Origin of the sequence: Candidatus Poriferisodalis sp., assembly GCF_965215815.1 — a bacterium.
Classification (GTDB): domain Bacteria; phylum Actinomycetota; class Acidimicrobiia; order Acidimicrobiales; family Poriferisodalaceae; genus Poriferisodalis.
Genome location: NZ_CBDCEO010000013.1, coordinates 1,922,546 through 1,943,249, shown reverse-complemented (window position 1 = coordinate 1,943,249; position 20,704 = coordinate 1,922,546). Strand labels below are relative to the sequence as shown.

Here is a 20,704-nt window from a genome sequence, read left to right as displayed (position 1 = left end):
GGCGCGCACGTCGGTGAGAGACTGCGGCGAACGCAGCTAGGGCGGTAGGGCCGGTTCGCCCGGGTTGTGATGCGCGTATTCCGGCCGTCGAAAGCTGAGCGACCATGGAGACTGCTGAAACACGGGCGTTGATGGAGCGTTACTACGCCGCGCTGACAACGGCCGATCAGGACACGATGCTGGAGTGCCTCGACCCTGATGTCGTGTGGGTGCTTCCCGCCACGGCCGCGATGGGCAACGCAGTGGACACGATGTCCGGGGCGACGCAGGTCGTAGAGGCGCTGGGCGGCCGCGTGGTCCGGCAGTCCTTCGACATCAAGCAGCCGATCAACCTCGAGGTTCGCAAGATGACCGTCGTGGACGACACGGCCGTCGTGCAGCAACGGCTGACGGCCACCGCCAAGGCCACCGGCCTCGACTACGACAACCAGTACTGCTGGGTGTACACGTGCGCCGAGGGCCGCATCACCCACATGGAGGAATACACCGACACGCTGTACGCGGCGCGTCAGATGGGCTGGAACCTCGACGTCTGACCGACTCGGCTGTGCCCTCGGGCACGCCCACGTCCTCACTCGGCACAATCGATCACAATCAATACCGACCACGATCAATACCGATCAATACAGACAGACCCAAAAGCATCAGGAGCGGCTGCCGTGAGCACTTACGACATCGTCATCAAGGACGGCATGATCTTCGACGGCAGCGGCGCGCCACGTGTGCGCGGCGATGTCGGTATCGCGGGTGGCAAGATCGCCGCCATCGGGCGTGTCGACGCCCGCGAGGGCGCCAAGGTTGTCGACGCCTCGGGCATGCACATCGCCCCCGGCTTCGTCGACCTGCACACCCATTACGACGCGCAGGTGTTCTGGGACCCGTACTGCACGCTGTCGGGCTGGCACGGCATTACGTCGGTGGCCATCGGCAACTGCGGCTTCGGCTTCGCCCCCGTCGACCCCGACATGCGCGAGTACGCCATGCGCTCGATGACCCGGGTGGAGGCCATCCCGTATGAGTCCATGAAGCAGGGCATGCCGTGGGACTGGGTGACGTTCCCCGAGTACCTCGACAGCCTCGAGCGCACCCCCAAGGCGCTCAACATCCTGCCGTACGTGCCCATCGGGCCGATGTTGGTGATGGTGCTGGGCCTCGACGACGCCAAGGACGGCCGCATGCCGACGCTTGGCGAGCACGAGATGCTGGCCAAGCTGGTGCACGAGGCCATGGACGCGGGCGGCTGTGGCTGGTCCGCCCAGCGGCTGCCTCCGACCGGTCCCGCTGCAGTGCAGCGAGACTGGGACGGCACGCCGATGCCGACCGACATGATGAACGACGAGACGGCCCTGGTATTGGCCCGGGTGCTCGCCGAGCGCAACGAGGGCGTCGTGCAGATGACGCTGACCAGCGGCAACGTGGCCCACGACTTGGCGCATCTCGAGGAGATCGCGTCGATCAGCGGGCGGCCGCTGCTGCACAACGTGGTGCAGGCCTTCGAGGACAAGCCGACGATCCACCGTCGTCAGATCGAATGGCTGGAGCGTTGCCGCGAGAAGGGCGTGCCGGTGTACGGCCAAGGCGTCACCAGCGATGCAGGGTTCACCTTCACGCTTGAGGATTGGAACCTCTACGACGACTCCGAGGCCTGGATGGAAGCCTGCATGGGCGACAAGGACGAGCGTCTGGCAAAGATGTCCGATCCCAGCCGCCGGCAGGCGCTCAAGGACACCTTGCCCCGGACCGCCACCGCACCGCTCGAGACGGTGACGATCCTGTCGCCGCGCAGCGCCTCCACGGAGCAATATCGGGAGATGTCGGTGGGCCAGGCGGCTGAGATTGCCGGCAAGCACCCGGTCGACCTGATGCTCGACGTGGCAGTGACCGACGGCTTGGACACGCTGTTCTTCGTGGCGCCGCCCCAGGGCAGCTCTGACCTGTTGCGTGACGTTGTCCAGTACCCGCACATGCTGTTCGGCGTATCCGACGGCGGGGCGCACACCAAGTTCCTCACGGCGGGTCGCTACCCCACCGAGACGCTGACCTCCCACGTGCGCGAGAACCACTGGATTACCTACGAGGAAGCCCACCGGCGCCTGTCGGCGCTGCCCGCACAGCTCGCCGGGTTCCGTGACCGCGGCATGATCCGCAACGGCGGCCCTGCCGATGTGCTCGTGTACGACCCGGAAAACCTGGAGATCGGCCCCAACGAGGTCGTCCACGACCTGCCGGGCGGCGAATGGCGGCGAATCCAGCGGGCCAGCGGCTACCGCAGCGTCATCGTGAACGGCCAAGAAACAATCGCCGAAGACACCCAAACCGAGACCTACAGCGGCCAACTGCTCCGCCACGGCGGCTGACCAAGTTCAAGCATCGCTTCAGATTCGAAGACCGAATGGCTGAGGGGTACTCCCTGGCAGACGGTGGCGAGCGAACTCGCGTCAACGTCGGCGGCAAGCAGCTGCGGCCGTGCGGAACCTATGCAGCATTTCAACGCCACCAGAAGCGCGACCGACACGCGTCTGACAGGCGGATCAGCACGGATCAGTGAGCTCGTCGCAGACGGTGTCACGTACGACCTCGCCGCCCTCGCAACTGACTTAACCGAAGGCGAGGCCTACGAACTCGAGCGCGAAGAGATCGCCAAACTGGACAAACCGCTCAACGTCCAAGGACCTGTCAAGAGTCAACGGGACTAGGTGCGCACGGGAGCATCAGCCGCGCGCCGAAATTCGTTTGCCTGTCATCCGACGATGAATCCATGCTGGCGGTACTCAGCGCTGGCTCACCATCTGGAATCGAGTGTGTACCCTATGCGCATGGCACGCGTGAACGTCTACTTGCCGGACGATCTCGCTGCGAAGGCGCGCGCAGCCGACCTGAACGTTTCCAGGCTGACGCAAGCCGCCATCCAGCGCGAGCTTGACAGATGCGCTCTCGACGAGTGGCTCGACGAAGTGGCGGCTTTGCCTCCGACTGGCATCGACGACGAAACCGTTCTCGAGGCGGTCCGGGCGGCCAAAGACGAACTCGAATTCGGTGAATGAGGCGCTGATCGTCGACGCTTCGGCCGTCGTCGACATACTCATGGACGCCCCGTCCGCTGGCGCGATCCGGAATCGCTTGCGGCACAACGAACTGCATGCGCCGGCACATCTCGACATCGAGGTCCTGTCGGCACTGGGCCGTCTTCACCGCGCCGGTCAGTTGAGCGCAACGCAAGTGTCACGACTGCTGGAGGCGTTCAAACGCATCATCGTGCGACGCCACCTCCTGGAATCGCTGCTCGCGAGCGCATGGAACTATCGCCACAATCTGCGGCTTGCCGACGCGCTCTACGCCGCCCTGTCCGATCAACATGCGATGCCCATCGTCACCATTGACCGGGGCATGGTGGCCGCCATTCCACGAGCCGAACACCCGGCCGATGGTTAGTCAGTAGCTGCAGCAACCGCTGATCCCAAGAGGCGAGTCGAGTACAGCCCCGCGAGCCCTGCAACACTGGCAGTCGCAAGACTGGCGTCCTGGCTGCTCGGCCGAAGGGAGAACCATGGCGACGTATGCCGGTGAACGGCTGATACATGACACGGACAGCCATCTGATGGAGCCAGTCGACTGGCTGGCCAGCTATGCAGACGGAGCGACGGCCACCAAGCTGAGGGATCTCAGCCTGGCCGGCGGGGGCGATGCGGCGACGTTCGAGCTTGTGGAGAAATGTTGGGAGCGGCGCAACGATCCCGAAGAGACAGCGAAGCTGGCGGCCGACGTCGTCAAGGGGCCGAAGGGCTACTTCGCCTACGGCTCCATGGATGCCGACGAGCGGGTAGGAGCACTCGACCAGTTGGGATTCGCCAGCCAGCTCGTGTTCACGACGTTCGCGCACACTCAGTTCCACGGCCGCAAAGACCTCGACCTGGTCTACGGCGGCGCGTCCGCGCACAACCGCGGCATCGCGGACTTCTGCTCCGTCGATCCCCGGTTGCTCGGCGTGGCATTCGTGCCGCTGGAAGACGCGCAACGGACGATTGCGTGCGCCCGTGAGGCCATCGAGGCGGGGTGTCGCGCTGCGTGGATCCCACACGGCGTGCCAACCGAGCTGAGCCCGACGCATCCCGACTTTGATCCCCTGTGGGCGCTGCTGTGTGAGGCGAGCGTGCCCGTACTGATGCACCTGGGGCCCAATGGCGGCAACCAGCTGCCGAAGACGTACCACAACAACGGACGGAACCCCGGCAAGGACTTCGTCGGCGGCGGTGAGAATCTGCGCTCGAAGGATTTCCTGAACCTGTTCCACGATGCCGAGAACCTGCTGTCGTGCATGGTGTTCGACGGCATCTTCGAACAGTTCCCCGAGTTGCGTTGCGGTCTCATCGAGCTGGGCGCCGGGTGGGTGCCGAACCTGCTGCGCTCGCTCGACAACAGCATCAAGGCGTTCGGACGACACGAGCCCGAGCTGGCGAAGCTGACCATGGCGCCCTCGGATTACATCCGGCGGCAGGTGAGATTCACGCCGTGGCACTTCGAGGACGTCGGCTGGCTGGTGTCGAACTGCGGACCCGAGCTCTTCCTGTTCTCTTCCGACTGGCCGCACCCCGAAGGCGGCCGCGACCCGATTTCGGAGTTCCAGGCTTCGTTCACGGCAGCCGGGCTCAGCACAGGCGCCACTTCACCGTTTTGGGCGGGCAACGCCTCGTTCTTGCTCGGCGTCTAGCGCTGCTGGGGCCCACGCGGGCCGACGATAGATTCAGGCACAGAGCGCTGCGGGAGCCGCGCCCGGCGGCACGAATCGCGGCGCTGGAGAACAGACATGGCTGAGAACCCAATCCAGCGCGGGCAGTCCTGTACGGCCCTGCTCGTGGTGGATGTGCAACCGACCTTTTGCGAAGGCGGCGCCTTGCCCGTGGAGGGCGGCAATGCCGTGGCCTCAAGGGTGGCGGACCTGCTGGCCGGCGAGCACGGCTACGACCTGGTGGTGACTACTCAGGACTGGCACATCGACCCCGGCGACCACTTCAGCGACGAGCCCGATTTTGTCGACACGTGGCCGCCGCACGGCGTAGCCGGCACCGCCGAGGCCGAACTGCATCCCGCACTCGACCCGGTCGTTGATCGGATTGACGCCAGCGTGCGCAAGGGCATGCACGCCGCGGCGTATTCCGGTTTCGAAGGCATCGACAACAACGGCCGGAGCCTCAATGAGGTGCTGGCCGCTGCCGGCATCACCGAGGTCGACGTCGTCGGGCTGGCGTTCGACCACTGCGTACGCGCCACCGCCGTCGATGCCGCCGCCAACGGCTACGCCACCACGGTGCTTGATGACCTCGCGGCCTCCGTCGCTCCCGAAACTGAAGCCGCCGCACGCACCCAACTCGCCGACGTCGGCATCACCGTCATCGCCTCTCGCTGAGCCGTCATCCCCCGAGCCGGGGTTAAGGAGGAGCTTTTAGGAGTTCGTCTCGGCGATGCGAACGTGATTGCGGATGACCTCATCCATCACGAAGTGCACGAACTTCTCGCAGAAGTCCGGGTCGAGGCCCTCCTCGGTGGCGAGCTGACGCAACGCGTCGATCTGCTCCTGCTCACGTACCGGATCAGCGGGCGGCGTGCCGTGGGCCGCCTTGTGCACGCCGACGGCGTGCGTGACGCGGAATCGCTCTGCAAGCAGGCGAACCAGGGCAGCGTCGACCTCGTCGATGCTGCGGCGGTAGGCAGCGAGCTCGTCGTCGGACATCGGCCCTGTTTCTAGCCCATCGAGCCACGACAACCACCGGATCGGCAGCCGACGCCCGGTTGCGCTGTGCCGCTCCCCGCTCGGGCGGCACCGGGCAACACTTGGCTACGGTTTGCGCCGTGAGTGCTTCGGGTCAAGGGTTGCGCGGTTGTACCGCTATCGCGGGTGTCGGCGAGACCACCTATTACAAACGGGGCCAATCGCCCGACCCTGAATTCGTCCTGGTGCTGAAGGCGATCCTGGCTGCCTGCGAAGACGCCGGCATCAATCCGCGGGAAATCGACGGCTTCTGCTCCTACAGTAACGATCGCAACACGCCAGCCCGGCTGGCGAACGCGCTCGGTCTGTCCGAGCTGCGCTACTCGAACATGCAGTGGGGCGGCGGCGGAGGCGGCGCAGCCGGTGTCGTACAGAACGCCGCCGGCGCGGTGCTCGCCGGTTCAGCGAACGTGGTCGTCGCCTACCGCGGACTTGCCCAAGGGCAGTACGGACGGTTCGGCCAAGGCGGGCGGCGGCCGGCGATCAGCGGCGAGTACGCCTACACCATTCCCTACGGCGTCATGAGCCCGGCGCAGGTGTATGCCATGCGTACGACCCGGCTCATGCACGAGCACGACATCGACCGGTCGACGATGCGAGCCGTGGCACTGGCCGCATATCACCACGCACAGAACAACCCCCGGGCGGTCATGCACGGCCGGCCGCTCGACGCAGAGACGTACGACTCGGCGCGCTGGATCACCGAGCCATTTCGCCTCTACGACTGCTGCCTGGAGAACGACGGTGCCGCCGCCATGGTCGTCACCTCCGCTGAGCGAGCCGCTGACCTCAGCGACACCCCCGTTCTGGTGCTGGCAGCCCAGCAGAGCGGTGGGCATCGCTCCGGAGCGTGGGTCCACAACCCGACCGATTACGCAACCTCGAGCTTCAAGTTCGCGGCACAACATCTCTACGAGCAGGCAGGTGTGGCACCCGAAGACGTCGACGTGGTGCAGAGCTACGAGAACTTCACCGGCGCCGTCGTGATGAGCTTGATCGAGCATGGCCTGTGCACCTACGAGAACGCCAACCAGATGCTGACGTTCGAGAACTTGCGAGCAGACGGCGGATCGCTCCCGCTGAACACCAGCGGCGGCAATCTCGCCGAGTGCTACATGCACGGCCTCGGGATGCAGATAGAAGCAGTCCGGCAGGTGCGCGGCGACTCCACGAACCAAGTGCCCGATGTCAAGGTCTCGCTGTCCAACGCCGGCCCAATGGTCGAGATCGCATCGACGGCTATCTACGGCACCGCCGAGGCACTGGGATGAGCACCGCATCGAGCGGCAGCGGCAACACCTACCTGCCGAAGGGCCTCACCCAGCCGGCACCGATGCGCGACGGCCTCGACCTTCCGTATTGGGAAGGCACGCGCGAACACGAGCTGCGGGTCCAGCGCTGCGCCGATTGCGGCACTCACCAGTGGGGTCCCGAGTGGATGTGCCACGCCTGCCAGTCGCTCAACGTCGAATGGGTGGCCGTCGAGCCCACCGCCCGCATCTATTCGTGGCAGCGCGTGTACCACCCGGTGCATCCGGCGCTCGCCGACCACGGCCCCTACATCGTGGTGCTCGTCGAGCTTCCCCATGCCGACAACCTGCGGATGCTCGGCAACCTTCTCGGCGACCCGATGGCCGACATCGTCATCGGCAGCGACGTCGAGGCGGTCTTCGAAGACCACGACGACGGCAGCCCGCCCTTCACCCTCGTCCAATGGCAGGTCACCAGCAGCTGAGCTATCGAGCCGTGCGTGAAAGCTCGCCGATGTCCCTGTCGCCCATGACGCCGTAGCGCTCGTGCGACGGGATGCCGTCGCACGCCGATGGCAGGCTGACTTCGAGCAACCCCATGGCCAACTTCAGTCCACGAGAAGGCCAGCTGCGAGGAGGTCACTTCTCGTGGGGCAGATGTGCTCTGTCAGGATCGTCCAGGTCTTCTTGGCGTCGTGCTGAATTCGGCCCGCTACGCAGCTCGGGTGAACGAGGAACTTCTGCGCAGCTACCTCAATGTCCTGACGCACTTCCTCCGTGTCGAACCCATCAGGGAACAACCACTTCGAAACTTGTTCGTTAGCTTCCGCTTCGGTCGGATTGATAGTCCGCTGAGTGTCCTGGATGTCATCCAAGATCGATGATGCCGATTCGGCGGTGATGTGTCCTCTGGTCAAGTGCGCACATTCGTGCAACAGAGTGAATACGACACTGTCGAAGCGGTCTCTGCATGCGGTCAGGCCGATCACAGGACGGCCATCAGGCAAGAACGTCGTCGCTCCGGCCAGTCGTGTGTTGCGAAGTTCCCGGCAGAAGACAACCCGCACGCCGCATGTCGCTAAGAGTTCCACTGCCCGAGGGACGGATCGCGGGCCGTGCCGCAACACCCTGGGTAAGCGCCGCGCGATGTCGGCGAGCTTCTGCAGGTCAAACTCCTCGACCTCTTGAGCACTCGCGATGCGGCGGACTCTCGCTAACCACGCTTGCTGCTTCGGCTCCGAGTCGTCGGATTGACTGAGTCGCCTGGCTGCATAGGGAATTAGCGGCGGCACGTTCTCGTTCGTGATGCCAAAGAACTCGCGTATTGCAGCTTCAGTGGTCTCAGCGTCGGCGTCGGGAATCCAACCCCTTTCGATGGCCTCCTTCAGCGGAAATGACTCTTGAAGTTGTTTCGCACGAAGGTCGCCTATGCGGGTCGCCGGTTTCGTTGGCGAGACCCGATACTCGCCACCTGCCAAGAAACTCTCGCTGTAGATGCGATCGAGCAACTGCTCGATCGACGGTCGGGACGCATAGGGATTGATGCCCGCAGCGTCTTGAGTGGATTCGATGAATGCTTCGGCGGTCTTCCGCTCCGTGTCGTTCAGATCATCCAGCGACGGCGCCTGATCGCCGATGCCCTCGAGGTAGTCGAGGTAGGCGGCTCGGAACTTCGAGAGACCGTCGTGTTGCGAACTCATCGTTGCACCTTCTCTCGCTCTGTTTGGAATTGTGTCATTCCGCAATCTTGTAGGGATATCGGGGGTGGGCTTCGAGACGCCGTGACGCCTGCTCGTACAACTGGCCGACGCGTTGCGGCGTCAGGCCAAGTTCGTCTCCAAGTTCTCTGCGGGACCGCTGCGAGAACTTGATTTCAAGAAAGACCTTCATTTCTCGACCCTCGAGCACCTCACGTGCGAGGTGCAGCAGACCGAGAGCACTTTGGATGGTCACCACCTGGTCTTCGGGGCTGAGGTTCTGATCGGGCAAGCCCTGCATGACACTCGTCCCCACGTCCTCATCGTTCCCAGGGGCCGCTGCGTCACCCGCGACGACGTACAGCTCCGGTCGGATGTCGGTGCAACGCAGGTGCTTCCCAGCAGTGTCGAGCGCGTCCATCGCTCTTCGGGCTGCAACGACGACGCCAAGTGCTGGCCAATCCCGCACTGATGCGACATCTTCATGCATCAACAAGTCAGCCGTGGCCTCTTGAAGAATGTCGTCTGCGCTGGTTCCGCCAACGATCGCGTGCTCAGGTCCTTCCCCACGGCGCGAGTGCCACCTGCCGGGAAAGAGCACTTTTTGGATCTTGACATACATGACGTTTGCGACCTCGTCGAAGAGGCGGCGATCGAGCAGCAGCGGATGCTCGGGGTCACTGGCTTGGGCTGTCGACGACATGTCTCTCTATTGTCGGAAACCGGTGTGACATCGAAAGCGCGGAATCCGCTTTCGACTCGGGTCACGCCTCCGACAAATGGTCAGAAGCACTCGGCGACCCGAAGGAGCATGCCGATGACTGACCAACCAAACGTTGTCGATCTGGGGCGGCTCATCCCCTTCACCATCGACGGCGAAGACTACGAGACTGCCGATCTGAGCCAGCGAGCCGCAGACCTGCTGCGCCTCGCCGGTCGGGATCCGGCTGCGTTCGACCTCGGGGAGATCGAGGGCAAGGATCGGCCCCGGACCAGGAAGTACCTGGATGACGAGATCGTCGAGATCCATAAGGACGCTCGATTCGTCTCGATTCGGCAGTCTGCGCCAGTTGCCTGATGGAGGGCCCCCTACAGGCGTTCGTCGATGACATGGACGGGCTCGGCCTCTGCCCTCGGGTGGAGGCCGGGCTAGTCGTTTGCGACGTCGTCCCGGTAGGAGGAGCTCGCGCCGGCGGCTCGCTGCTGCTCGGCGTCGCGGTCGAAGAAGTCAACAACTGGCCCACTGCACCCCCGCACTGGATTCACCTGGCAGCGGAGGTCAAATTCCGCGCCACGAACAGCGAGGCGTCTTCGAAACCCGGCTGGCTGCGCCACAGCCGCAACTGCGCTGGTTGGGGCGACGCGCCTGCGGCCGTGTGCTGGCATGCCCACCTTCAGGCTGTGCTGGGCGAGGTCGTCGAGTGAGCGAATCGTTTTCTGTCGCCATGACAGCGGGCACCCATCGCGCGCTCGGTGCCGTTCTGGTTCGAGATGACCGCCAAGAAGACGTCTGTATCGCGCTCTATCGTCCGTCAACCGGCGAGACGCGTTCCACGGCACTGCTGACTTCGGTCGTGCCGCCTTCCGACGCCGATCGGGCCGTCCACGGCAATGCGACGGTGTTCGGCGAGTACATGCTGCGCGGGGCGGAGCGGGCCCGCGATGACGGCTGCGGCCTGATGTTCGCCCACAGCCATCCTGGGGCAGCCAAATGGCAGTCGATGAGCGGCCCCGACCGAGAAGCAGAAGCCAGCTACGCCAACCTCATTCGAGAGATCACGGGCCTGCCGCTAGTCGGAATGACACTGGCGACCGGCGATGGGACTTGGTCTGCGAGGCGCTGGGACATCGGTGCCGGCACGGGCGTTGACTGCACTCACGCTGACAACGTCCGTGTCATCGGAGCGCAGCTGTGTGTGTCGTGGAACGAAGACCTTTGTCCGTCTCCCGCGGCGTCGAGCAAGCAAGAGCGCACAGTCAGCGCATGGGGCGACAAGTGCCAGGCGGACCTCGCACGTCGGCGCATTCTCATCGTGGGGGCCGGAAGCGTCGGAATAGATGTTGCAGCCCGCTTGGCAGCTTCGGGCATTCAACGACTCACGGTCATGGACTTTGACGTCGTAGAAGAGAAGAACCTAGACCGTCTCATCGGAGCCGCGCAGCGAGATGTACGGCTGCGCCGGCCAAAGATCCACGTCGCGCGCCGTCTCGCGCTCGCTTCCTCGACGGCCGAGCGCCCGCAGTTCGAATTCTCAGATCGTTCGGTTTGTGAGCCCGAGGGATTGAGCTTGGCGCTCGATCATGACCTGATCTTCTCGTGCGTCGATCGGCCCTGGCCACGTGCTGTGCTCAATAGCTTGGCGTACAGCGATTTGATCCCGGTGATCGACGGTGGCATCGCAATCGACACCAATAGCCGTGGCCGGATGCTCAACGCAACATGGCGCAGCCATGTTGTCCGCCCCGGACGGCCCTGTCTCGCCTGCAATCGACAACTCGATCTGGCTTTGGTGACCCCTGATCGGCAGGGAGACCTTGACAATCCCAGCTACATCGAAGGGGCTGGCATCGCTCCTGAATCCAACGGTCAAAACGTTTCGGCATTGTCAGCGAGCGTCTCTGCGAGTCTGCTCGCCCAATACGTCAGTCTCAGCGTCGCCCCCGGGGGCATCGGTGATCCCGGCCCCATCCAATACAGCCTCAGCAGTCATTTCCTCGATCATCGAGACGACCCGATTCGGCCGCACTGCCCCGTGGAGTCCACCGAAGCCGCCGGCGACCTCCGGCCCGATCTCTCGGGCGCACATCCGATGGCTGCACAGCAGCGCGAGATTGCGGCGGCCGTCGACTGGCGTACACGGGCATTGCGTTGGGCCGACAACCGTGTTCAGGCACTCACCAACTGGCTTAATCGGCGATAGGGAGCAACGGGATGAAACACCGAACCACAGCAACGATGTCAAGTTCTTCGCGAGAGATCGAAGACAGTCACCGAAAGAGCTTGACGCTCAGCCAACGACTGACACTCGCGTGGTCGGCCATCGCCACAGTCCTCGTTCTGGTGACGGGTTCCCGTCTTGCGGTCGATGGCTGGTGGTCGTTGGTAGTGGCGTGGCTCGAATGGCCCTATCCCGGATGGCTCAACGTGCTCACGACAGTCGTCGGGATTGCCATCGCTCTCGTCGCTTGGTCCTGGCGCGACCGCGTCGAGGGAGTGTGGAGAGGTGCCACGCTGACCGCCTCCGCCCTCGCCGCGGCTGTGAGCCTGTTTCTCATTGCTTGCGCTGTCTTGGCACTCATCTGGCTGATCTGGTGCCTTGTCGCGGGGGATGACGACGAGAGCAACACGTATCAGGCTCGAGCACCGAAGCGCCGAGGAAAACGGCGGCGGCGTCCCCACCGGCCTCGATATTGACGCTGAACTCGGGATCTGAACTACTCGGTCTCCTCTTCCTGCGGCCGCGCTGTCGTACATCGGATCTGTTGGCCGAGCTGTCCCCAACCACCACGACAAGGGCAACCCGGCCTACGCCCTCGTCCACTGGCCGGCCCCGGCCGCCTACACCGAGAGATTCGCTAGCTTCAGCACCTGTCTGTCAGCGAGGGGACCTGAGACATGGACGAAGGAAACGCAATTCCGAATGTTGCGGACCTGTACAACCGATACTTCCAAAGGCATCAGTCGTTTGCAGTTTCGCGAATGCACAACGAACTGCTCCGAGAAACCCATGAAGCTCGACAACGAGGGGTGCCCACGCTTCTTGCGCGGCACGTTCCCTTAGAAGCTGTTCCGTACGGCGCAAAGCAATTCGAATTGATCGAGGGCGACGACAGATACAGCGGTGACCAACTGATCGTCGGGCCCTCGATGGCGGGTGTGCACACGAGCAGCCCCGGTCTCTCGGTGTGCATTCGAATCGACAAGGACGTCGCACAAGAGTTCATGCTCGGCCTTGAAAACGGCAGCGAGATCATGACTGCCGCGTTTTTTGACGGCGTGATCGTGCTACCGACCGAGTTCAATTCGCCCGAGGCGACATGTGGAGGAGGTGTCTTCCGGGCCCTACCACCACATCGCCAATTCGTCGAGTGGTTCTACGATCACGATGAACGCGAAGAGCTCTCTCGCCTGGTTCAACAAGTTGCAAACTCGCCGGGCATGGGCCCTGCCGAGCATCGACGATGGCTCGAAGAGGAAACGGGCAACGATCCCGGATCGCAGTTCGCCGCGGAGTAGTTCCAGTGAAACGCGCGACGACGATCAGCGCTGCGCGACGCGAGGAGCGGAGGTACGCCGGGAGATCTAGTTCTCGCTGGCGTCCTGCGGCTTGTCGGGCTTGGGACGCGGCCGAAACGCGTTCGTGGGCACATCCGCAGGGCCGACGCCAGCCTTGGGGGTATACACGCCCAACGGGATTCGGCGAGTCTCTTCGGCTGGCGGGCTGGCCTGCCGCTCATCCTTGGTCATCTCGAAAGCCCTCCCGGCCTGAAGCCGCTAGCGGCATGAATTCTAGTGACTCGATATCCGCCCACTTGAGGAGGATGCCACCGTTGAGCCAGACGAATTCGTCTTCGTCCTCTCTGAGCGCCGGCTCACCCGTGCCTTGGTCGAACTCGGCCGCATGGGCAATGTAGATGTCCTGATCAGGACCCTCCGGCCCTACGTAGGAGGAGACGGGCGACGCCTTGGCATACAAGCCTCCAACCCATCGCCCGGATCGAAGCCTGCACCGGACAAATCCCGCCTCGCGTGCATCGAAGAGCGCATCCCACGCGGTCGGAGCGCGGTTAGGCGCGGGCAATGTGGACGCAATCCGCCTGAGGATCGGCGGACGAAGCACCGACCTGAGCCGGATGTGGAGCGGCATTCGGGGCTCGTTATCGATCAAGTTGCGGGGTCGCATCAGTAATCCGAGCGACCAACCAACTGCCGCCGGCACAGCGAGGTACGCGACGGGCGCAAGGAAGACGTACCGAGGAAGCGCCCTCCCCTGGATGAAGTCGTCCCAGTACGACGAGACCACCCAGTGCAACGGCCACGCGCCCACCGCGAGACAGACCGCAGAGAGCCCAGCAAGACGCAGCAGCCAGTCCTTGAGCCGCCGGCCGTATCTCTGAACGTGCCGCTCGAAGCCCCAAGCCGCGAATGCACCTGGCAGTAACAGCACCAGCAGCAGGAGGGCAGCGTCGTAACCGGAACTCACAACTTCGCTCCCTTCGACCGCTTCCACTCACGGGGCACACCGTTGCGAGACAACGGACACCGCGTGAAGCCGATACGAATACCATCTCGCAGCGAACGCGGCCCCCTATTTTCTGGAGGCGGCGAGCCAAGCAGCGGGATGCCTGTAAGGCAGCACCAACGCCAGGGCGGAGGGTTGAGTGAACGCGCAGACGCACAGCGAGATGGTCAACTTCATTTGGAGCATCTGCAACCTGCTGCGGGGCCCGTACAAGCGCAACGAGTACCGCAAGGTGATCCTCCCGCTGACGGTGCTGCGTCGCTTCGACTGCGTGCTCGCCCCCACCAAGCATGCCGTGCTCGCTGCGGCCCGCAAGTACGCCAAGCAGAGCGAGAGCCTCCGCCACGAGATGCTCAAGGACGCCGCAGGCCACGCCTTCTACAACACCTCCCGACTGGACTTCCAACTCCTGCTCGACGACCCGAACCTGATCGCTCAGAATCTCAACCGCTTCATCGCGGATTTCTCGCCGAGCGTGCGCGAGATCTTGGAACGCTTCGACTTTGGGGCCCAGATCGCCCGCATGGACGAGAAGGGTTTGCTGTTCCAAGTCGTACAGCGCTTCGCAAAGCTCGACCTCTCCCCAGCCCAAATGGGCAGCTCACAAATGGGTTACGTGTTCGAGGAGCTGATTCGGCTCGGCGCTGAACAAGCGAATGAGGAAGCCGGAGAGCACTTCACACCCCGCGAAGTGATCCGCCTGATGGTCAACCTCCTGCTGACATCGGAAGACGACCTCGCCAAGCCCTACGTCGTCAAGACGGTTTACGACCCCGCCTGCGGCTCTGGCGGGATGCTCTCAGAAGCTGAGTCGTTTCTGCGCAAACACAACAACGACGCCAATCCGAGGCTCTTCGGCCAAGACTGGAATGACGAAGCATGGGCCGTGTGCCGCTCCGACATGCTCATCAAGGACCACGACGCCGATCGCATCATCTTGGGTGACTCGTTCATGGCTGACGGTTACACGCACCGAGGCGATAGTTCTCGCTGGACCTTCGACTACATGCTCGCCAATCCTCCGTTCGGCGTGGAGTGGAAGCAACAGCGGCGCTTTATTGAGAACGAACGCGATACACAGGGCGCCAACGGACGGTTCGAGGCCGGGCTGCCGCGCATCAACGACGGCGCGCTGCTGTTCCTGCAGCACATGCTCCGCAAGCGGCAGCCCGTGGCACCAGACGGCTCCGGTGGCAGCCGCATCGCGATCGTCTTCAACGGATCTCCATTGTTCACGGGCGATGCAGGCAGCGGCGAGAGCAACATCCGGCGCTGGATCATCGAGAACGATTGGCTCGAAGCGATCGTCGCGCTGCCGGATCAGTTGTTCTACAACACCGGTATCTCGACCTACATCTGGGTTCTCACAAACCGCAAGGAACAGCGACGGCGCGGCAAGGTGCAACTCATCGACGGACGGCAGTTCTTCGAGAAGATGCGTCGAAGCCTCGGCAACAAGCGCAACGAGCTGTCGCCCGTCCAAATCGACGAACTGACGAGCATTCTCGGCAGCTTCACCGACAGCGAGACGCGCAACCTCACCGACGAAGACCCGGTCACCCACCAACCGCGGACACGCCCCCGCGTCGTCAGCAAGGTGTTCGCCAACGAGGACTTCGGATATCGCAAGATCACCATCGAGCGCCCGCTGCGTCTGAGTTTCGCAGCGATCCCCGAGCGCATCGGTCGCATTGAGACCGAGCCAGCGTTCGCCAAACTCGCGACGAGCAAGAAGAAACCGGGCCCCGCGCATGATGCCGAGATCGTCAAGGGCGAACTGCGCCAGCAGCAGATACGAGACCTGCTCGATGCGCTCGCAGAGCGAACTGCTGGAGAGATAGTCGCCGATCGCGATCAGTTCCTCGCTCGGCTGCGGCTTGTCGAAGAGAGCCAACAGATGCGCCTCACGGCGGCTGAGCGCAGAGCCGTGGTTTCGGCGCTGGGCGAACGCGACCCCAATGCCGAACCCTGCCAGGGCAAGAACGGACACGAGCCCGACCCGCAACTCCGCGACACCGAGACCATTCCGCTCAATGAGGACATCGACGACTACATGCGTCGAGAAGTGCTGCCACACGTGCCCGACGCGTGGGTCGACCACAGCAAGGCCAAAATCGGCTACGAGATCCCGTTCAACCGTCATTTCTACGTATACGAGCCGCCTCGGCCGCTCGACGTGATCGAAGCCGATCTGAAGACACTCGAAGCTGAGATCGCTCAGCTGCTCACCGAGGTCACTACGTGAAGCGGCGATACCCGAGCTACTGCGATTCAGCAGTGAACTGGCTGGGCGACGTGCCGTCACACTGGGACGTGACACGCCTCAAGTTCGTGGCCTCAACAAATGACGAGGTTCTCTCCGAAAACGAAGATCCACTTCGGACCATCGAGTACGTCGACATCAGTTCCGTGGATTCAACAACCGGAATCGTGAAGACCCAAAAGATGGTCTTCGAGGACGCCCCATCACGAGCTCGACGTCTGGTACGGGACGGAGACACGATCGTGTCGACGGTCAGGACGTATCTGCGGGCAATTGCTCCCGTGAACGATCCGCCTACCGACATGGTGGTATCAACCGGCTTCGCGGTGATACGTCCCCGAGCGCTTGAACGCGGCTTCGCATCTTGGGCCCTGCAGGAACACGGGTTCGTAGAAGAAATCGTCGCCAGGTCAACCGGAGTCGGCTACCCGGCCATCAATTCATCTGAGATAGGTGTGCTCCCGGTCCCCATGCCCCCTGTGCGCGAGCAACACGACGTCGCCGACTATCTCGACCGGGAGACTGCCCGAATCGACTCGTTGATCGCGAAACAACAAAAGCTGATCGAACGGCTTGACGAGTACCGAACAGCCCTCATCGCTCGCACCGTGACCCAAGGATTGCCGTCAGAGGCTGCGAAGGCGGCAGGGCTCGATCCTTCGCCTCGCATGAAGCCATCAGGCGTGGAATGGCTCGGCGAGGTCCCCGCCCACTGGCAGGTCGTCGACAACCGACGACTGTTCCGGGAGCGGGACCAGCGGTCAGACGACGGCGATGGCGAGCTCTTGACGGTCTCGCACCTCACCGGTGTGACGCGCCGCTCTGAAAAGCCCGATGTGGGCATGTTCATGGCAGAGTCGCTTGAGGGCTACAAGTGCTGCCAAGCAGGTGATCTCGTGATCAACACGATGTGGGCGTGGATGGGCGCTGCCGGGACAACGACCGAAGCGGGCCTCATTAGCCCTTCGTACAACATCTACACACCTGATACCGATCGCCTCTTGCCCGAGTTTCTCGACCGGGCGTATCGGTCTCGTCGTTACGTGCTCGGCATGACATCTGAATCCCGCGGCATCTGGTCGTCACGGCTCCGGCTCTATCCCCAACAGTTCATGTCACTCCAGACAGCCGTGCCGCCCCTGCCCGAACAGGTGGCCATCGTCGCCTACATCGAATCGGTGGAGGTTCGATCATCCCGGCTCGCTGCTTCGGCACATGAGGCAATCGAACGCCTGCACGAGTACCGAACTGCGTTGATCTCGGCCGCCGTGACAGGGAAGATCGACGTACGAGATGCCGCAACAGCGGCGTCAGAGGCTGCAGCGTGAAATCAGGACAAACCGATGAGGCTGCGCTCGAATCGACGATCGTGTCGATGCTCACTGAGGTGGGGTGGGTCGAGGGCGCCCGCGCTGAGTGGGACGTCGACTTGGCGCTCTTCCCAGGCCGTGTCGTGGCGTTTCTGCAAACTGCCCAGCCGGAGCTCTGGGCCGAGATGGCTGCACTGCATGGCAACGAACTGGAGAATCAGATCATCGCGACCTTGGCACGCGAACTCGACAAGAAGGGCACGCTCGATGTCCTTCGCCACGGGTTCAAGTTCTACGGGAGGACGCATCGACTCGCGTGGTTCAAGCCAGCGCACAGCCTGAACCCCGAAGCGGTAGCGCAATTTGCCAGCAACGAGTTGACCGTCACCCGCCAGGTGCGGTGTCATCCTGGCGAGGCCGACACGGTGGATCTGGTCATGGCGCTCAATGGAGTGCCAGTGGCCACCTGCGAGCTGAAGAACCCACTATCGAACCAGCACTGGCGCGACGCAGTGCAGCAGTACTGCGAGGACCGCGACCCCAATGCACCGCTGTTCAGGTTCCGCAAGCGGGCACTCGTGCACTTCGCTGCCGATACCGAGCAAGTACACATGGCGACGCGCCTTGCGAAGGCCTCGACGCGCTTTCTGCCGTTCAATCGCGGCAGTCATCCGGGTGAAATGACGTGCGGCGCCGGCAACCCCCAGCACTCATCGGGGTACCGGACCGGCTACCTCTGGCAGGAAGTGCTTGAGCGCGAACGCTTCCTGGAGGTCATCGGCTCGTACATGTTTCTCGAGCGTCGTGAGGAAACGGTCTCGGATCACAAGGGCACCCGCACCGTCCCGCGCGAGACGCTGGTCTTTCCTCGCTTCCACCAGTTGCACGCAGTCGAGGCGCTCGTCGAAGCCGCACGCGCAGAGGGCCCCGGCCACAACTACCTCATTCAGCACTCCGCCGGCAGTGGCAAGACCAACTCGATCTCATGGCTGGCCCACCACCTGTCCAGCCTGCACAACACCAGAGACAAGAAGGTGTTCGACTGCGTGCTGGTCATCACTGATCGACGCGTGCTTGACGCACAACTGCAGCAAGCGATCTATCAGATCGAGCACACACAAGGAGTCGTGCAGGCAATCGATCAGGATTCCCAGCAGCTCGCTCAAGCCCTGGTGGACGACACGAAGATCGTCATCACCACCCTGCAGAAGTTCCCATTCGTCATGCGACAACTGCTGCGGCTCGCCGGAGCCGATCCGGACGAGATGCCTGACGCAAGCGAGCATGCCCAAGCTGCCGAGTGGGCCAAGAAGCTTGCCTCACGCAGGTACGCGATCATCGTCGATGAAGCTCATTCGAGCCAGACCGGCGAGAGCGCCCACGACATGAAGTCGCTGCTCGGTGCCGCGGGCGCGACAAGCGATGAAGCTCCCGAAGACTGGGAGGACGGTCTCAATGCGGTCGTTGCATCACGCGGCCGGCAGCCGAACCTGAGCTTCTTCGCATTCACCGCGACGCCAAAGGGCAAGACGATCGAGCTCTTCGGTCGACTTGGCGCAGACGGCAAGCCGGAACCGTTCCACACCTACAGCATGAGACAGGCCATCGAGGAAGGCTTCATCCTCGACGTTCTCGGGAAGTACACCGACTACGACACCTTCTACCGGCTAGTCAAGACCGCCGAGGACGACCCGCAGTTCCCTCGACGTGAAGCGGCGAAGAAGCTTGCGAAGTTCTCCCAACTGCATGCTCATCGGCTGGAGCAGCAGACGTCGGTCATCATCGAGCACTTCCGGGAGCACGTGCGGCCATGCATGGGCGGTAGGGCGAAAGCAATGGTGGTCGCATCGTCCCGCCTGCATGCCGTGCGATACATGGAGACGTTCACGAAGTACATCGATGAGCAGGGCTACGACGACGTGAGACCGCTCGTGGCCTTCAGTGGCTCTGTCTCGGTTCCCGGGCTCGATGCCGAATACACCGAGCCCAAAATGAACATCGATGTCATCACCGGCAAACCCATCAGCGAGTCTGCATTGCCCGAGAGATTCGCCTCGCCGGACTACCAGATTCTGATCGTCGCCGAGAAGTATCAGACCGGCTTCGACCAGCCGCTGCTGCAGGCCATGTACGTCGACAAGCGTCTCAGTGGCGTCCATGCGGTGCAGACCTTGTCGCGGCTCAACCGTGTCGCCTCTGGGAAGCAGGCGCCGTTCGTACTCGATTTCGTCAATAGCCCCGCGGACATTGCGACCGCATTCGCTCCGTACTTCGATGTGACCCAGTTGCATGAAACCTCGGACCCGTACCAACTGGAAAGCCTCAAGCACGATCTCGATGGCGTGCAGGTGTACTACGAGAGCGAGATCGAGCAGTTTGCACAGATCTTCTACCTGCCACCTCACAAGCAGCGGGCGAGCGACCATGCCCGCCTTGAGGCTGCGTTGCAGCCTGCGGTCGATCGGTTCGCTGACCTCGACGAGGACGCACAAGTCGCCTTCAGGGACCAGCTCAGTGCCTATGTGAGCCTGTACGCCTTCCTGAGCCAGATCATCCCCTACGCCGACTGCGACCTTGAACGGCTCTACTCGTATGGTCGAAAGCTGCTGCCGCACCTGCACGTTGGTGGAGACTTCACGCCAATCCACCTCGATGGCGACGTAGACCTTGAGTACTACCGGCTCCAGCGAACGTCCTCCGGTGCGATCAGCTTGGGCGACGAGGTCGACGCAACGGTCGCCAGTCCGACGGCCGTCGGCACTGGGTTGGCCGAGGACGACTCGGCACCGCTGTCCGAGATCATCGAGCTGCTCAACGACCGCTTCAGCACCGATTTCACCGAGAGCGACCGACTGTTCCTGCAGCAGATCCAGGAAGACGGACTCCGCGAGGAGGCCATCCGAGAGACAGCACGCGCAAATGACTTCGATAAGTTCCGCCTCGGCGCATTCGACCGCGTCAAGCAATTGCTGATCGCGCGTCTCGCTGGGAACGACGCCATCGTCGACAAATGTCTCAGCGATGACGAATTCGGCGAATTCGTCATCACCGGCATCCTGCAGAGCATCTTCGACGCCGTGCAACCGGCCGACGGCCGTAAGGATGGGGATCCCCGATAATCACCGGCCGGCGGTGAACTCCGCGGATTTCCTGGGGGACCCACGATTTCCCGCG

General features: G+C 63.1%; 21 protein-coding genes. 16 read left to right on the top strand and 5 right to left on the bottom strand.

The window, feature by feature from the left end; genetic code table 11:
* Positions 1-104: 104 nt before the first annotated feature.
* The 6 genes from ACOOHB_RS18720 (at position 105) to ACOOHB_RS18695 (ending at position 5,404) form a co-directional block, all read left to right on the top strand.
* The gene (locus ACOOHB_RS18720; RefSeq protein ID WP_420446305.1) at positions 105-536 is read left to right on the top strand and encodes a nuclear transport factor 2 family protein; all 432 of its coding nucleotides are present in this window, start codon (positions 105-107) and stop codon (positions 534-536) included.
* 123 nt (positions 537-659) lie between these two features.
* Complete coding sequence (locus ACOOHB_RS18715) at positions 660-2,357, top strand: N-acyl-D-amino-acid deacylase family protein (RefSeq protein WP_420446304.1); 1,698 nt, start codon at positions 660-662, stop codon at positions 2,355-2,357.
* Positions 2,358-2,816: 459 nt separating this feature from the next.
* Positions 2,817-3,044: a type II toxin-antitoxin system CcdA family antitoxin gene (locus tag ACOOHB_RS18710; protein ID WP_420446303.1), complete on the top strand. Its 228-nt coding sequence runs from the start codon at positions 2,817-2,819 to the stop codon at positions 3,042-3,044.
* The gene (locus ACOOHB_RS18705) at positions 3,037-3,432 is read left to right on the top strand and encodes a type II toxin-antitoxin system VapC family toxin (protein WP_420446302.1); all 396 of its coding nucleotides are present in this window, start codon (positions 3,037-3,039) and stop codon (positions 3,430-3,432) included. Before ACOOHB_RS18710 ends, ACOOHB_RS18705 begins: the two co-directional genes overlap by 8 nt.
* Before the next feature lie 115 nt (positions 3,433-3,547).
* Positions 3,548-4,708 carry an amidohydrolase family protein gene (locus ACOOHB_RS18700; protein WP_420446301.1) on the top strand — a complete coding sequence of 387 codons (1,161 nt, stop codon included), beginning with the start codon at positions 3,548-3,550 and terminating at the stop codon, positions 4,706-4,708.
* 96 nt (positions 4,709-4,804) lie between these two features.
* Positions 4,805-5,404, top strand: a complete 600-nt coding sequence (locus ACOOHB_RS18695; RefSeq protein ID WP_420446300.1) for an isochorismatase family protein — start codon at positions 4,805-4,807, stop codon at positions 5,402-5,404.
* Between the two features lie 36 nt (positions 5,405-5,440).
* Here ACOOHB_RS18695 and ACOOHB_RS18690 read toward each other — a convergent pair whose 3' ends face one another.
* Positions 5,441-5,728, bottom strand: coding sequence for a chorismate mutase (locus ACOOHB_RS18690; protein WP_420446299.1), 288 nt, complete (start codon positions 5,726-5,728; stop codon positions 5,441-5,443).
* 119 nt (positions 5,729-5,847) lie between these two features.
* Between ACOOHB_RS18690 and ACOOHB_RS18685 the strand changes: the two genes are divergently transcribed.
* Both ACOOHB_RS18685 and ACOOHB_RS18680 read left to right on the top strand, forming a co-directional pair.
* Positions 5,848-7,038 (top strand): thiolase C-terminal domain-containing protein, encoded by a 1,191-nt coding sequence (locus ACOOHB_RS18685; RefSeq protein ID WP_420446298.1) that lies wholly within the window; start codon positions 5,848-5,850, stop codon positions 7,036-7,038.
* Positions 7,035-7,502 (top strand): Zn-ribbon domain-containing OB-fold protein, encoded by a 468-nt coding sequence (locus tag ACOOHB_RS18680; protein WP_420446297.1) that lies wholly within the window; start codon positions 7,035-7,037, stop codon positions 7,500-7,502. The genes ACOOHB_RS18685 and ACOOHB_RS18680 overlap by 4 nt, the downstream gene beginning before the upstream one ends.
* Before the next feature lie 123 nt (positions 7,503-7,625).
* On the opposite strand, the gene ACOOHB_RS18675 is transcribed toward ACOOHB_RS18680, so the two are convergent.
* Both ACOOHB_RS18675 and ACOOHB_RS18670 read right to left on the bottom strand, forming a co-directional pair.
* On the bottom strand, positions 7,626-8,717 hold the full coding sequence (locus tag ACOOHB_RS18675) for a hypothetical protein (protein ID WP_420446296.1): 1,092 nt from the start codon (positions 8,715-8,717) through the stop codon (positions 7,626-7,628).
* A 34-nt stretch (positions 8,718-8,751) separates the two neighbouring features.
* A complete protein-coding gene (locus ACOOHB_RS18670) occupies positions 8,752-9,417 on the bottom strand; it encodes a hypothetical protein (protein WP_420446295.1) in 666 nt (221 codons plus the stop codon).
* Between the two features lie 114 nt (positions 9,418-9,531).
* Here ACOOHB_RS18670 and ACOOHB_RS18665 point away from each other — a divergent pair, with 114 nt between their 5' ends.
* From ACOOHB_RS18665 to ACOOHB_RS18645, 5 genes are all read left to right on the top strand, one after another.
* Positions 9,532-9,792 carry a hypothetical protein gene (locus ACOOHB_RS18665; RefSeq protein ID WP_420446294.1) on the top strand — a complete coding sequence of 87 codons (261 nt, stop codon included), beginning with the start codon at positions 9,532-9,534 and terminating at the stop codon, positions 9,790-9,792.
* Positions 9,792-10,139, top strand: a complete 348-nt coding sequence (locus tag ACOOHB_RS18660; RefSeq protein WP_420446293.1) for a hypothetical protein — start codon at positions 9,792-9,794, stop codon at positions 10,137-10,139. The genes ACOOHB_RS18665 and ACOOHB_RS18660 overlap by 1 nt, the downstream gene beginning before the upstream one ends.
* Positions 10,136-11,635, top strand: a complete 1,500-nt coding sequence (locus ACOOHB_RS18655; protein ID WP_420446292.1) for a HesA/MoeB/ThiF family protein — start codon at positions 10,136-10,138, stop codon at positions 11,633-11,635. Before ACOOHB_RS18660 ends, ACOOHB_RS18655 begins: the two co-directional genes overlap by 4 nt.
* Before the next feature lie 11 nt (positions 11,636-11,646).
* Positions 11,647-12,129 (top strand): hypothetical protein, encoded by a 483-nt coding sequence (locus ACOOHB_RS18650; RefSeq protein ID WP_420446291.1) that lies wholly within the window; start codon positions 11,647-11,649, stop codon positions 12,127-12,129.
* Between the two features lie 201 nt (positions 12,130-12,330).
* Entirely contained in the window at positions 12,331-12,951 is a 621-nt protein-coding gene (locus tag ACOOHB_RS18645) for a hypothetical protein (RefSeq protein WP_420446290.1), read from the top strand.
* A 66-nt stretch (positions 12,952-13,017) separates the two neighbouring features.
* On the opposite strand, the gene ACOOHB_RS18640 is transcribed toward ACOOHB_RS18645, so the two are convergent.
* A complete protein-coding gene (locus ACOOHB_RS18640) occupies positions 13,018-13,182 on the bottom strand; it encodes a hypothetical protein (protein WP_420446289.1) in 165 nt (54 codons plus the stop codon).
* Entirely contained in the window at positions 13,169-13,918 is a 750-nt protein-coding gene (locus tag ACOOHB_RS18635) for a DUF6338 family protein (protein ID WP_420446288.1), read from the bottom strand. Before ACOOHB_RS18635 ends, ACOOHB_RS18640 begins: the two co-directional genes overlap by 14 nt.
* Positions 13,919-14,096: 178 nt before the next feature.
* Between ACOOHB_RS18635 and ACOOHB_RS18630 the strand changes: the two genes are divergently transcribed.
* The 3 genes from ACOOHB_RS18630 to ACOOHB_RS18620 are packed head-to-tail and all read left to right on the top strand — an operon-like array spanning position 14,097 to position 20,649.
* Positions 14,097-16,202 carry a type I restriction-modification system subunit M gene (locus tag ACOOHB_RS18630; RefSeq protein ID WP_420446287.1) on the top strand — a complete coding sequence of 702 codons (2,106 nt, stop codon included), beginning with the start codon at positions 14,097-14,099 and terminating at the stop codon, positions 16,200-16,202.
* Positions 16,199-17,548: a restriction endonuclease subunit S gene (locus ACOOHB_RS18625; RefSeq protein ID WP_420446286.1), complete on the top strand. Its 1,350-nt coding sequence runs from the start codon at positions 16,199-16,201 to the stop codon at positions 17,546-17,548. Before ACOOHB_RS18630 ends, ACOOHB_RS18625 begins: the two co-directional genes overlap by 4 nt.
* Positions 17,545-20,649 carry a type I restriction endonuclease subunit R gene (locus ACOOHB_RS18620; protein ID WP_420446285.1) on the top strand — a complete coding sequence of 1,035 codons (3,105 nt, stop codon included), beginning with the start codon at positions 17,545-17,547 and terminating at the stop codon, positions 20,647-20,649. The genes ACOOHB_RS18625 and ACOOHB_RS18620 overlap by 4 nt, the downstream gene beginning before the upstream one ends.
* The last annotated feature ends 55 nt before the right edge of the window (positions 20,650-20,704 follow it).